General features: G+C 64.3%; 15 protein-coding genes. 3 read left to right on the plus strand and 12 right to left on the minus strand.

Going from position 1 to position 12,589, the window contains the following annotated elements; genetic code table 11:
• Positions 1-38: 38 nt before the first annotated feature.
• The 11 genes from thiL to M2427_RS09140 all read right to left on the minus strand — a co-directional run bounded on the left by thiL (position 39) and on the right by M2427_RS09140 (position 8,365).
• Positions 39-1,043 (minus strand): thiamine-phosphate kinase, encoded by a 1,005-nt coding sequence (gene thiL / locus M2427_RS09090; RefSeq protein WP_280705909.1) that lies wholly within the window; start codon positions 1,041-1,043, stop codon positions 39-41.
• 168 nt (positions 1,044-1,211) lie between these two features.
• The gene (nusB, locus tag M2427_RS09095) at positions 1,212-1,721 is read right to left on the minus strand and encodes a transcription antitermination factor NusB (RefSeq protein WP_280705910.1); all 510 of its coding nucleotides are present in this window, start codon (positions 1,719-1,721) and stop codon (positions 1,212-1,214) included.
• Positions 1,722-1,724: 3 nt separating this feature from the next.
• On the minus strand, positions 1,725-2,216 hold the full coding sequence (ribH, locus tag M2427_RS09100; protein ID WP_092228692.1) for a 6,7-dimethyl-8-ribityllumazine synthase: 492 nt from the start codon (positions 2,214-2,216) through the stop codon (positions 1,725-1,727).
• Positions 2,217-2,291: 75 nt separating this feature from the next.
• The gene (locus M2427_RS09105; protein ID WP_280705912.1) at positions 2,292-2,915 is read right to left on the minus strand and encodes a riboflavin synthase; all 624 of its coding nucleotides are present in this window, start codon (positions 2,913-2,915) and stop codon (positions 2,292-2,294) included.
• Between the two features lies 1 nt (position 2,916).
• Positions 2,917-4,065, minus strand: coding sequence for a bifunctional diaminohydroxyphosphoribosylaminopyrimidine deaminase/5-amino-6-(5-phosphoribosylamino)uracil reductase RibD (gene ribD, locus M2427_RS09110; RefSeq protein ID WP_280705913.1), 1,149 nt, complete (start codon positions 4,063-4,065; stop codon positions 2,917-2,919).
• A complete protein-coding gene (gene nrdR, locus M2427_RS09115; protein ID WP_027529969.1) occupies positions 4,062-4,544 on the minus strand; it encodes a transcriptional regulator NrdR in 483 nt (160 codons plus the stop codon). Before nrdR ends, ribD begins: the two co-directional genes overlap by 4 nt.
• A 29-nt stretch (positions 4,545-4,573) precedes the next feature.
• Positions 4,574-5,872, minus strand: coding sequence for a serine hydroxymethyltransferase (gene glyA / locus M2427_RS09120; RefSeq protein WP_280705914.1), 1,299 nt, complete (start codon positions 5,870-5,872; stop codon positions 4,574-4,576).
• A 249-nt stretch (positions 5,873-6,121) separates the two neighbouring features.
• Positions 6,122-6,343, minus strand: coding sequence for a hypothetical protein (locus M2427_RS09125; RefSeq protein ID WP_280705915.1), 222 nt, complete (start codon positions 6,341-6,343; stop codon positions 6,122-6,124).
• Positions 6,344-6,380: 37 nt separating this feature from the next.
• A complete protein-coding gene (locus tag M2427_RS09130) occupies positions 6,381-6,617 on the minus strand; it encodes a hypothetical protein (protein WP_280705916.1) in 237 nt (78 codons plus the stop codon).
• Between the two features lie 201 nt (positions 6,618-6,818).
• A complete protein-coding gene (locus M2427_RS09135) occupies positions 6,819-7,337 on the minus strand; it encodes a MarR family winged helix-turn-helix transcriptional regulator (protein WP_188099663.1) in 519 nt (172 codons plus the stop codon).
• A gap of 524 nt (positions 7,338-7,861) precedes the next feature.
• A complete protein-coding gene (locus M2427_RS09140) occupies positions 7,862-8,365 on the minus strand; it encodes a DUF6163 family protein (RefSeq protein ID WP_280705918.1) in 504 nt (167 codons plus the stop codon).
• Between the two features lie 124 nt (positions 8,366-8,489).
• On the opposite strand from M2427_RS09140, the gene hemB reads away from it, so the two are divergent.
• From hemB to M2427_RS09155, 3 genes are all read left to right on the plus strand, one after another.
• Entirely contained in the window at positions 8,490-9,551 is a 1,062-nt protein-coding gene (gene hemB / locus M2427_RS09145; RefSeq protein WP_280705919.1) for a porphobilinogen synthase, read from the plus strand.
• 125 nt (positions 9,552-9,676) lie between these two features.
• Positions 9,677-10,216: an RDD family protein gene (locus tag M2427_RS09150; protein ID WP_280705921.1), complete on the plus strand. Its 540-nt coding sequence runs from the start codon at positions 9,677-9,679 to the stop codon at positions 10,214-10,216.
• Between the two features lie 102 nt (positions 10,217-10,318).
• Positions 10,319-11,095, plus strand: coding sequence for an arginyltransferase (locus M2427_RS09155; RefSeq protein ID WP_280705922.1), 777 nt, complete (start codon positions 10,319-10,321; stop codon positions 11,093-11,095).
• A 5-nt stretch (positions 11,096-11,100) separates the two neighbouring features.
• On the opposite strand, the gene M2427_RS09160 is transcribed toward M2427_RS09155, so the two are convergent.
• The gene (locus M2427_RS09160; protein WP_280705923.1) at positions 11,101-12,465 is read right to left on the minus strand and encodes an Nramp family divalent metal transporter; all 1,365 of its coding nucleotides are present in this window, start codon (positions 12,463-12,465) and stop codon (positions 11,101-11,103) included.
• Positions 12,466-12,589: the final 124 nt, after the last annotated feature.

Genomic DNA, 12,589 nt, shown 5'->3' on the forward strand with positions numbered 1-12,589 from the left:
ATGCGATACAATTATTGGCTGGCGCGAGGATTGCGGCCTTAGAAATGACTGTAGGAAAGACGCTTCAAGGCGAGTTCCTGGCCCTGCCTGTCCAGGAAGCGCGGCCGCTGATGGCCCGCGACAATCGTGCCGATCGCCGTGACGGCAACGCCTGCCGCCTGCCCGGCCGCAATCAGCGCACCGCTTTGCGCCGGCGGAACCGTGCACAGCACTTCGTAGTCGTCGCCCCCGGCAAGCAGCGTCTCAACGCAAATGACCTTGCGCGCGATCAGGCCGGCCGCCGCGGCTGACAGCGGCACACGCGCCACATCAACAGAGGCCGAGACGCCGGAAGCTGCACAGAGTTTGGTCAGGTCGCCGGCGAGCCCGTCGGAGACGTCCATCGCCGCCGTCGCGTGGTCACGCACGGCCTGCGTCAGCACATTGCGCGGCTGCGGGATCCGATAACGCGAGACGAGGGCATCCCTCGCAGCCGGTTCTGACGCGAGTGCCGCAGCCGCCGCGCCGCCGGTCAGCACGTCGAGGCCGATCGCGGCATCGCCGATCGTTCCGGTGACCAGGATCAGGTCGCCCGGCCGCGCGCCGGTGCGACCGACCATCCGACCCTTGGGCACGCGGCCGAACGCGGTGATCGAGATCATCTGCGGCCCCGGCGTCGACACCGTGTCGCCGCCGAGCAACGGGCAGCCGAAGCTCCTGGCGTCCTCGCCGAGCGCATCCGCAAACGGCCCGAGCCAGGCATCCTCCTTGCTGCGCAGTGCCAGCGTAAGCAAGAAGCCGGCGGCCGCAGCACCCTTGGCGGCAAGATCGGACAGGTTCACCCGCAGTGCCTTGCGCGCGATGGTGTCGGGGGGATCGGTGGCAAGATAATGCACGCCCTCGACCACGGCATCGGTGGTGACGACGATGTCGTCGCCTGACGAGGACAGCACAGCCGCATCATCCACCAGGGCGAACGCACCGGGATCAGTCGCCAGCGGCTTGAAATAGCGCGCGATGAGGGAATCTTCGGCGGAGAGATTTTGCGGGGCGGCCACCGGCATCAACCCCACACACAACTGTCATCGCCCGGCTTGACCGGGCGATCCAGTATTCCAGAGACAGTCATGTAAAATCGATAGGCCCCGGCGTACTGGATGCCCCGCCTTCGCGGGGCATGACAGCGGAGTATGGGGCAGCTGCATCGCATCAATTCACCGCCCTCGCGCTACCTACCCCCGCCCGAACTCGTCACCGCGAAACTGGCGGCCAATCTGGTCGAGCACGGCGTTGACCATGCCGGTCTCCTCGCGGTCGACGAAGGCATTGGCGACATCGACATATTCGGACACGACGACGCGGCCCGGAACGTCCTTGCGATGCTGCAGCTCATAGGCCCCCGCCCGCAACACCGCGCGCAGGATCGCCTCGATCCGCTTGAGCGGCCAGCCCTTCGAGAGCGCCTCGTCGATCAAGGGATCGAGCTTCTTCTGGTCGCGCACGACGCCCGAGACGACGTCGCGGAAGAACGCGGCTTCAGCCGGCAGGTAAGTATCGCCTTCGACCTCATTGCCCAGCCAGTGGCTTTCGAACTCCGCGAAGATGTCGTTGATGCCGGCGCCCGCGATGTCCATCTGATACAGCGCCTGCACGGCCGCGAGCCTCGCCGCACCGCGCCGGTTCGCTTTCTTCTCTGCCGCCGCCGGCTTCCTGGTGTCAGCCGTTTTCTTGGAATCAGACATGGCTCAGGCCCGCGCCAGGCGACGTTTGATGCGCAGCATCGCAAGCGCCGCGCGCGCAGCATCGCCGCCCTTGTTGAGCTCGCTGGCGCGCGCCCGCGCCCAGGCCTGGTCCTCATTGTTGACGGTGAGAATACCGTTGCCGAGCGGCAGCTTGCGCGCGACCGCGAGGTCCATCAGCGCACGCGAGGATTCCTGCGAGACGATCTCGAAATGAATGGTGTCGCCGCGGATCACGCAGCCAAGCGCGATCACCGCATCGTAGGGCTTGCCGTTCGCCGCAGCCGCATCGACTGCGATCGCGACCGCCGCCGGGATCTCCAGCGCGCCGGGAACCGTGATGACGTCATGGGTCAGGCCCGCCGCCTTCAGTTCAGTGACCGCGCCGTCCAGAAGTGCATCCTGGAGGTCATCATAGAACCGCGCCTCGACGACCAGCGCACGCGCGCCGGAAATGTCGGTCTGGTCCTTCAGGGGTGCACGCCGTGCGTCAGCCATCGTCTAAATCCGTCCATTCTGGGGTCGGGCCGTATGTAGTCGCCGTGAGCCGGCAAGCCAAGTTCAAACAGGCAGTCACTTCATTTCCGTCAGCCGCGCCGCATAGCGGGCCATCAGATCGACCTCGATATTGACCTCAGAGCCCGCCTTCCAGCCGCCGATCGTCGTCGCCGTCAGCGTGTGCGGGATGATCAGCACCGAAAAGGTCGTGTCCTTCACAGTATTGACCGTAAGCGACACACCATCGAGCGTGATCGAGCCCTTGGTGGCAATAAAGCGCGCCAGTTCGCGCGTGGTCGAGAGTTCGAACCGCGCCATGTCGGGCAGATCCTCGCGGCTGACGATGGTCGCAATGCCGTCGGCATGGCCGGCGACGATGTGGCCGCCAAGCTCATCACCGATCTTGAGCGCACGCTCGAGGTTGAGCTTGGTGCCCAGCTTCCAGTGCTTCGCCGTCGTCAGCGCCAGCGTCTCGGCGGCAGCATCGACGTCGAACCAGGTCCTTTGCTTGGAATCTTTGCCGTCGGCGACGCCGGAGGCGACCACGGTGAGGCATACGCCGTTGTTGGCGATCGAAGCGCCGTCGGCGATGGTGGCCTGATCGTAGCTGCAAGCGATGCGCAGACGGTGCAGTTGCCCCGGCGCCACAGGCGTGAAGCTGACGATCTCGCCGATATCGGTGACAATGCCGGTGAACATGTTAGGCGCGCTCGTAGATGGTGAGAGTATCTTTGCCGAAGGTCTCGCTAGCATGAACCTTGTAGGCCTGCGACTGCGTGATTATTGACAGGGACAATGCATCGAGCGCATCGACGCCGCCGGGACCCACTTCTTCCGCTCCGCGGAACAGCCAGATCTCGTCGACGAGGTCGTCGGACACGAACGATGCCGCAACGCGACTGCCGCCCTCGACCATCAGCCGCGTGATGCCCTTCTCGGCCAGCGCATGCAGCACGGCCGGAAGATCGAGCCCGGCTGCACCGTTCGGCGGCATGCGCATGATTTGCGCACCGGCCGCGCCAAGGCGGGTCGCGGCCGCCGCTTCCGCAAGCTTGGAGCCGATCACCCAGAGCGGCGTCTCGCGCGCAGAACGAACAAGCTGGCTGGACGCGGAAATCCGCAAATTCTCGTCGAGAATAACGCGCAACGGAGAACGCGCTTCCATGCCCGGCAGGCGGCAATTGAGCTGTGGATCGTCTGCCAGCACCGTGCCGATGCCAACCAGGATAGCGTCGCACTGCGCGCGCAGGAGATGCACGCGGTCGCGCACAGCTTCGCCGGTGATCGCCTGCGGCTTGCCGCCGGCCGCACCAATCTTTCCGTCGGGTGAGACCGCGAGCTTCAGGATCACATGCGGGCGCTTGTCCCTGATACGGCGGAAATGGCCGGCGTGATCGAACGCGGCTTCCGCCGCGCAGAGGCCCACATCCACCACGATGCCGGCGGCGCGCAGGCGCGCATGGCCCTGCCCCGCCACCTCAGGATTGGGATCCTCGATCGCCGCCACCACGCGTGTGATGCCCGCCGCGATCACCGCATCGGCACACGGCGGTGACTTGCCGAAATGCGAGCAGGGCTCGAGCGTGACGTAGAGCGTGGCGCCGCGCGCCGCCTCGCCTGCACGCCGCAGCGCCTCCCGCTCCGCGTGCGGTCGTCCCCCTGGCTGCGTCCAGCCGCGGCCGACGATGACGCCGTCCTTGACGATGACGGCACCGACAGCCGGATTGGGCCAAACGCGGCCCAGCCCGCGCCGGCCGAGCGCCAGCGCCAGCTGCATGAAGCGGCGATCGGCATCTTTGGACTCGCGGATCCTCGCGGCGAACTGATCTTCCAGGATACGGAAGATCATTTGCGGATCGCGGCGAGCCGCGCTTCCTCCTCACCGGAGAGCTCGCCGAGCACATCGGCGAAATCCTTGGCCTCGCGGAAATTGCGATAGACGGAGGCGAAGCGCACATAGGCGACGTCGTCGAGCGTGCGCAGATGCTCCATCACGGTCTCGCCGATCACCTCCGATGAGATTTCGGCCTCACCGCCGGTCTCCAGCTCGCGCACGATGGTGGAGACCATCTTCTCCACCCGCTCCGGCTCGACCGGGCGCTTGCGCAAGGAGATCGAGACCGAACGCATCAGCTTGTCGCGATCGAACGGCACGCGGCGGCCGTTGCGCTTGATCACCGTGAGCTCGCGCAACTGTACGCGTTCGAAGGTGGTAAAACGGAATTCGCAGGCGACGCACACGCGCCGCCTGCGAATGACGGATGAATCCTCGGTCGGACGCGAGTCCTTCACCTGCGTATCGAGACTATTGCAGTTCGGGCAGCGCATCCGTTGACCTTAGCCAGTTTTCCTGGACCTTACTGATAGATCGGGAACCGGTCGGTGAGCGCCTTGACCCGTTCCTTGATCGCAGCTTCCACCAGCGGCGCCTTGCCGTCGGACGATTGCGCGATCGCATTGAGGACCTCGGCGATCATGCCGCCGACCTGCTGGAATTCGGCGACGCCGAAGCCGCGGGTCGTCGCCGCCGGCGTGCCCAGACGAATACCGGAGGTGACGAACGGCGACTCAGGGTCGAAGGGAATACCGTTCTTGTTGCAGGTGATGGCGGCGCGAACCAGCGCTTTCTCCGAGGCGTTGCCCTTCAGGCCCTTCGGCCGGAGGTCAACGAGCATCAGATGGTTATCGGTGCCGCCCGAGACAATATCAAAGCCATGGCTCTTCATCGCCGCGGCCAGCGCCTTGGCGTTTTCGACCACGTTTTTCGCATAGATCTTGAAGTCCGGACGCAGCGCCTCGCCGAAGGCAACCGCCTTCGCCGCGATCACATGCATCAACGGGCCACCCTGCAGGCCCGGGAAGATCGCCGAGTTGAACTTCTTGGTCAGCGCCTCGTCATTCCACAGCATGAGGCCACCGCGCGGGCCGCGCAGCGACTTGTGCGTGGTCGTCGTGGTGATGTGGGCATACGGTACCGGCGAGGCATGCACGCCGCCGGCAACGAGACCGGCGAAGTGTGCCATGTCGACCAAGAGATACGCGCCGACCGAGTCCGCGATCTCGCGAAAACGCTTGAAATCCCAGGCGCGCGAATAGGCCGAGCCGCCGGCCACGATCAGCTTCGGCCTGACCTCTTCGGCCTGCTTGGCGACCGCGTCCATGTCGATGAGCTGGTCCTCACGACGCACGGTGTAGTGCGCAGCCTTGAACCACTTGCCGCTCATGTTGACGGGCGAGCCGTGGGTAAGATGGCCGCCGGCCGCAAGATCCAGACCCATGAACGTGTCGCCGGGCTGCAGTAGCGCCAGGAACACCGCCTGGTTCATCTGGCTGCCCGAATTCGGCTGCACGTTGGCGAAGTTGGCGCCGAACAGCTTCTTGGCGCGATCGATCGCGAGGTTCTCGGCGACGTCGACCCACTCACAACCGCCGTAGTAGCGCGCGCCCGGATAACCCTCTGCGTACTTGTTGGTCATCACCGAACCCTGCGCTTCCAGCACGGCCCGGCTAACGATGTTCTCGGAGGCGATTAGCTCGACTTCATGGCGTTGCCGGCCGAGCTCGCCCTTGATGGCGACGGCGATTTCCGGGTCGGCCTGCTCGAGCGAAGCGGTGAAAAACGAATCGGGCGCATTGGCTGTTTTGGCGAGGGTCATCTTGCGAATATCTCCACCGCCGCAGCCTTTTGGCGGGCTACGGGCGGGTCTGGTGTGGCGGTCGGAAGCATGCGCGATCTACCACATCGCCCGTCCCCGGCCAAGCATTTGCGGGTCGGGCCTGATATTTATGCAAGATATGGTGGGAATTGAAGGATTTTGCAGGAAGACGGCTCTCCGAAACCGCCTCCGATCCGGTCAACCTTAAAGGGCCGCTTCGGACCCTAAATGGCGCTCCGGCACCGGCCCTTACAGCCCGGTGTACCCCGCCTTCACGGGGTCGATGCTGCCATCGAGCTGGCGCAGATAGGTCAGGCCGCAGACCGTCAACCTGTGGGGATCCTTCTCGCCGGCTTCCATCAGGGTATTGAGGTAGTTTGTCACCTTTTCCCGCGCCTCCTCGCTCGCCGCTGCCGTGCGGTTGGCGAGCAGGTCATAGGTCTTCATGATGCGGTCGATGGCAGCTTCCATGGCACCCTCTGATTTTTCAGAATTTTGGAAGGCTCGATCAGGCAACCGCCCGCGCTCCGGACTGCGCCTCGAAGCGCGTGATCGCCCTGTTGGCGAGCCTGATCTTGTTGAATTCGCCGTGCTGGAGCAGCTTGACGATGATCCCGAGCAAGCGTTCGTTGGTGACGAGCGTGTCGGGGATCGCGCCGGAGCGGCGAAGATAATTCGCAGCGATGGCATAGGCATCGCTCACGAGCTCGACGTTCATTGCCTGCATCCCGCGCTCGACCAGCATCGCGTCCTCCGATCCGGAGAGACAACTGCGACGCGAAGAACCGGTTCCGCCTGTCAGGCCATTTTTTCGCAAGTGCAAAAAGACGTCAAAACGCACCGGTCCGGGGCAAGCCGGGCCGGCGCGCTTGGGGAAGTCAGGCACGTCAGGGAGAGGCTTGCCGGTCTTGTTGTGGGCCGGCTTGGCCAAAATCCCTTTTAGAACTCAGAGGCGATACAGGATCTGGTCGGTCCAGAACCGCTCGAGACGGTGCAGCGACTTGTTCAGGGTCGAGAACTCCTCGCCCGAGATGCCGCCGACTTGTTCAACGGTCTTGACGTGCTTCTGGTAGAGGCTGTCGACGATGCGGCGAACTTCCTGGCCCTGCGGGGTCAGGCGAATGCGCACCGAGCGGCGATCAACGCGCGAGCGCTGATGGTCGAGGAAGCCGAGCTCGACGAGCTTCTTCAGATTGTAGGAGACGTTGGAGCCGAGATAGTAACCGCGCGTGCGCAGCTCGCCCGCGGTCAGCTCCTTGTCGCCGATGTTATAGAGCAGGAGTGCCTGCACGGAATTGATGTCGGCGCGGCCACGACGATCGAACTCGTCCTTGATCACGTCGAGGAGCCGGCGATGCAGCCGCTCCACAAGAGTCAATGCTTCCAGATAGAGCGACTGCACCGAGCCCTGCGGGCCGGAAACGCGCTCTGCGGCATCTGCCGCAGTTGCGACGGCTTTCATCATGACACTTCCCCTGTTGTCGTTTTTATCGACACTTATTCGACGCAACTTGTGTTCCGTCTGATAGGTCCAACTTAAGGGGGCCGTTTGAAGATCGGCTTAAATAAGAGAATAAAGAGATCATGAATTTAAGACAGTGAATTGCGGATTAAGCCTGTGCCACAAGCACTTTTCGCAACCGTCTGTTGACCGTCGCAAGGTCCTGTTCACCCTCCGTCCGCGCGTTCTGTCACATTCCAGAACAGCCCCGCCCCGTTTCGAAACCCGCGCGTAAGAGCTGTGGCGGAAAGCGCTAGGTCAATGAAAAGTTACCTCGAATTTGAGGCAACCAGTGGTCAACCAAGCGCGCAAGCCACGTAACCGCTTTCGTGTCCCGGACAAGCGAAGCGCAGAGCCGGGACTCAGGGCCACAAGCGAGATCGCGGAGAGATGGGCCCCGGCTCTGCAACGCATCACGCCGCACTGGACGATGCTCCGCATCGCCAGGGCCGCGTTGCGTTGCGTCCGGGGCACGAGAGTTTGCAACCCTACGGCGGCCGTTCGCGCGCGGCCATCCAGGCGAGCGCGAGATAGGCCGCGAGCATGATCGCTTCGATCGCGACGACGATCAGGCTGCCACCGTAGATGCCCGGGAACATCAGCTCGATCACCGCCATCGAGACCACGGTCGTGAGCCACACCACCGCGCCCCAAGGCGTCGCCAGCCACAGGCCGACGGCAGCGACCAGCTCGATCACCGCGAAGTAGATGGTCGAGGCCTGCCAGGCCATCGACTGGTTCTCGAAAGCCTCGTCCTCGCCGCCGACGAAGCCCGTCACCTGCGCCCAGTGATAGAGGCCCTTGAGGATCGACAGCAGCGCCATCACCCGCAGGAACAGCACCAGGCGCCGCGTCCAGACATTGTCGTCGGACTCGGGCCGCTCCGACGAGATCGCGGCCACCGACAGCGCGCTGTCTCGGGTGCCGTCTCTGACGGCGTCCCTGGCATTGGCGCCATCGCGGGCCGCATCGCGGGTGGAGAGTTCGGACATGGCCCCCTTCTGGCTGTTTCGCCCCGCAAAATCAATCGGCAGCCCCTCCCTTGCGGGAGGTCAAGCCGCGGTGACGGGAACCATGCGAGCTGGTATAAGAATAATTCCAGCCTGGAGAACAGTAATGGCGATCAAATACGGACGTCCGATCGAGTTGCGCGAGGTTTCGCGCCGGGATGGCACGACGGCCTCCCCTGCCCTCGACCTGACCATCCGTCCGCGCCGCAACCGCAAGGCCGAATGGGCCCGGCGCATGGTGCGCGAGAACGTGCTCACCACCGACGATCTGATCTGGCCGCTGTTCCTGATCGACGGCAACAACAAGCGCGAGCAGATCGCCTCGATGCCCGGCGTCGACCGCCTCAGCGTCGACCAGGCCGTGCGCGAGGCCGAGCGCGCGATGAAGCTGACCATCCCCTGCCTGGCGCTGTTTCCCTACACCGATCCGTCCTTGCGCGACGAGGAAGGCTCGGAAGCGACCAATCCGAACAATCTGGTCTGCCAGGCGGTGCGCGCGATCAAGAAGGAGTTTCCGGAGATCGGCGTGCTCTGCGACGTCGCGCTCGATCCTTTCACCAGCCATGGTCATGACGGTCTGATCTCCGACGGCAAGATTTTGAACGACGAGACGGTTGCCGTGCTGGTGCGCCAGGCGCTGGTGCAGGCGGAAGCCGGCTGCGACATCATCGCGCCCTCCGACATGATGGACGGCCGCGTCGCCGCGATCCGCGAGGGGCTGGATCGCTCGGGCCTGCTCGACGTGCAGATCATGGCCTATGCGGCCAAATACGCCTCCGCCTTCTACGGCCCGTTCCGCGATGCCATCGGCTCGGCCAAGACGCTGACCGGCGACAAGCGCACCTATCAGATGGACAGCGCCAACACCGACGAGGCGTTGCGCGAGGTCGAGCTCGACATCGCCGAAGGCGCCGACATGGTGATGGTGAAGCCCGGCATGCCCTATCTCGACGTGGTCCGCCGCGTGAAGGACACGTTTGCGATGCCGACCTTCGCCTATCAAGTCTCCGGCGAATACGCGATGATTGCGGCCGCCGCCAACAATGGCTGGCTCGATGGCGACCGCGCCATGATGGAAAGCCTGCTCGCGTTCAAGCGCGCCGGCGCGGATGGTGTGCTCAGCTATTTCGCGCCGAAGGCCGCGGAGAAACTGCGCGCTTTGGGGTAGGTTGGCGCCTCCCCGCCCCCGAATCGCCGGAATATTTTGGCTTGTTAATCCCACTGCGCCCTTGGCAGGGGAAGAGCCTGTTCCCATGTCCTGCCACGAGGGTTTTCCCGTTGGAGGACGGAACGATGTCTTATTCGGACCAAGGCAATGCCTGGCGCAATGACGGCGGCGCTCAGCCACACGCCTACGATCCCTATCTGCATCCGGAACTGTTCCGCGGTGTCGCGACGCGGCGGGCGTTTGCGTTCCTGATCGACATGGTCGTGATGTCCGTGCCCGTCATCCTCGGCTACATCTTCATCGCACTGTTCGGCGTCGTGACGCTCGGCATCGGCTGGGCACTGTTCTGGCTAGCTTGGCCGGCCTCCGTGATCTGGGCCATCGTCTATTACGGCGCTTGCATCGGCGGGCCCTCGTCGGCGACGATCGGGATGCGGATCATGGATCTGGAGCTGCGCACCTGGTACGGCGCGCCGGGCTACTTCGTCCTCGGCGCCACCCATGCGGTGCTGTTCTGGGTGACGGTCTCGTTCCTGTCGCCCTTCGTCGTGCTGGTCGGCCTGTTCAACGGCCGCCGGCGCCTGCTGCACGATTTCGTGCTGGGAACGGTGGTGATCAACAATTCCGTTCGCGCGCCCGTCGCTCAGACAGCCAGAACCTGGTGATCAAGGACCTACTAACGCGGATCCGCTAGACTAACCGAAGCGATTGACCGGGGGCTTTCGTAGCGCGATGCTGATACCCACTTCGGAGGCCCACGACGTCCCTTGACCCAGCACTCGCGCGACACCCCACAATTTTACCTCACGGCGCCGTCCCCCTGCCCGTATCTGCCGGGCCGGCATGAGCGCAAGGTGTTCACGCACCTCGTGGGTGAGCGCGCTGGCGATCTCAACGACCTCCTGACCCATGGCGGCTTCCGCCGCAGCCAGTCGATCGCCTACCGTCCCGCCTGCGACCAGTGCCGGGCCTGCGTTTCGGTCCGGGTCGTCGCCAACGAGTTCCGCCCGTCGCGCAACTTCCGCAAGGTGATGGCCCGTAATTCCGACATCGTCGGCGAGCAGCGCAGCGCCGTGCCGACATCAGAGCAATATTCGGTGTTCCGCGCCTATCTCGACGCCCGCCACCGCCATGGCGGCATGGCCGACATGACCGTGCTCGATTACGCCATGATGGTCGAGGACAGCCATGTCGAGACCCGTATCATCGAGTACCGCAAGCGCGGGCCCGACAGCGGCCTCACCGGCCGCGGCGAGGAGCTGATCGCGGTGGCGCTGACTGACGTCCTCAGCGACGGCCTGTCGATGGTCTACTCGTTCTTCGAGCCGAGCCAAGTCTCGCGCTCGATGGGCACCTTCATGATCCTCGACCACATCGCGCGCGCCCGCCGGCAGGGACTGCCCTACGTCTATCTCGGCTACTGGATCGAAGGCTCGAAGAAGATGGACTACAAGGCCCGCTTCCTGCCGCAGCAGCGCCTCGCGCCCTCAGGCTGGCTGCGCATCGACGCGCAAGGGGATACGGCGTCCGAGCCGCAGGATTAGATCGCTCACCCGAACAGCATATCCACTAGCAGCTTCACGTTCAAAATCACGATCACGCCCGCGACGATCCACGCGATCGCGGCGATTGACGTTGATATCGCGAACTGCCCCATCTTGCGGCGATCCGACACGAAACGCACCAGCGGGATCACGGCGAAGGGCAGCTGCATCGACAGCACGACCTGGCTGAATACCAGTAAATCCGCCGTGCCGCGCTCGCCGTAGATTGCGGTGACGATGATGACGGGAATGATGGCGATGCCGCGCGTGAGCAGGCGTCGCGCCCAACTCGGCAGGCGCAGGTCGAGAAAGCCTTCCATCACGATCTGGCCGGCGAGCGTTGCGGTCACCGTCGAATTCAGGCCCGAGGCCAGCAGCGCCACCGCGAACAATGTCGAGGCGATGCCGAGACCGAGCAGCGGCGAGAGCAGCTCAAACGCCTGGCTGATCTCGGCAACGTCCGAATGGCCGCTGGTGTGGAACGTCGCCGCAGCCACGACGAGGATCGCGGCATTGATGAACAGCGCCAGCATTAACGCAATGGTGGAGTCCGTCGTCGCCCATTTGATCGCCTCGCGACGGCCCTCGTCGTTACGCGCATAGGCGCGCGTCTGCACGATCGAGGAATGCAGATAGAGATTATGCGGCATCACGGTCGCACCGATGATGCCGATCGCGATGTAGAGCATCTCCGGATTGGTGAAGATCTCGCTCTTCGGCGCAAAGCCATGCAGCACGTCGGCAACGGGCGGCGCCGCGGCCACGATCTGGACCGCGAAGCACACCGCGATCACCGCCAGCAGCGCCATGACGAAGGCTTCGAGGAAGCGGAAGCCGCGGTTCATCAACACGAGGAGCAGGAAAGCGTCGAGCGCGGCGATCAGCGCACCGCCGATCAGGGGGATCCCGAAAAGGAGTTTCAGCGCGATCGCGGTGCCGATGACCTCGGCGAGATCGCAGGCGATGATCGCCGCCTCGCAAGCGAGCCAGAGCAGGAAATTCACTGCCGGCGAGTAGGTCGCGCGGCAGGCCTGCGCGAGATCGCGGTCGGTGACGATGCCGAGCCGTGCCGCCAGCGACTGCAGCAGGATCGCCATCAGGTTTGAGAGCAGGATGACCGAGAGCAGCGTGTAGCCAAACTTCGATCCACCGGCGAGGTCCGTCGCCCAATTGCCGGGGTCCATGTAGCCGACCGAGACCATGTAGCCGGGGCCGACAAAGGCGAGCAGCCGCCGCCACCACGCCCCCGCCGCGGGGACGGCGACGGTGGCATTCACCTCGGCGAGGCTCTTGGTGGCCGGCGCGTCGGTGCGCCAGCCAGCAGCATCTTGGGCCAGGTCCTGGGTCAGATCGGGCGATCGGGCATCCATGCCGTCAGAATACCGGAGTCGATTCTTATTGCAACTCATTTGCAACTGCATCTAGGCGCGTTGGTTCCCACAGCCCGCTCCGGGTTTGCCCGACCCTGTCGGGAAGCGGGTGGGTTTGACCCGC

This window comes from Bradyrhizobium sp. BR13661 (assembly GCF_029892425.1).
In the GTDB taxonomy this organism is placed as follows: domain Bacteria; phylum Pseudomonadota; class Alphaproteobacteria; order Rhizobiales; family Xanthobacteraceae; genus Bradyrhizobium.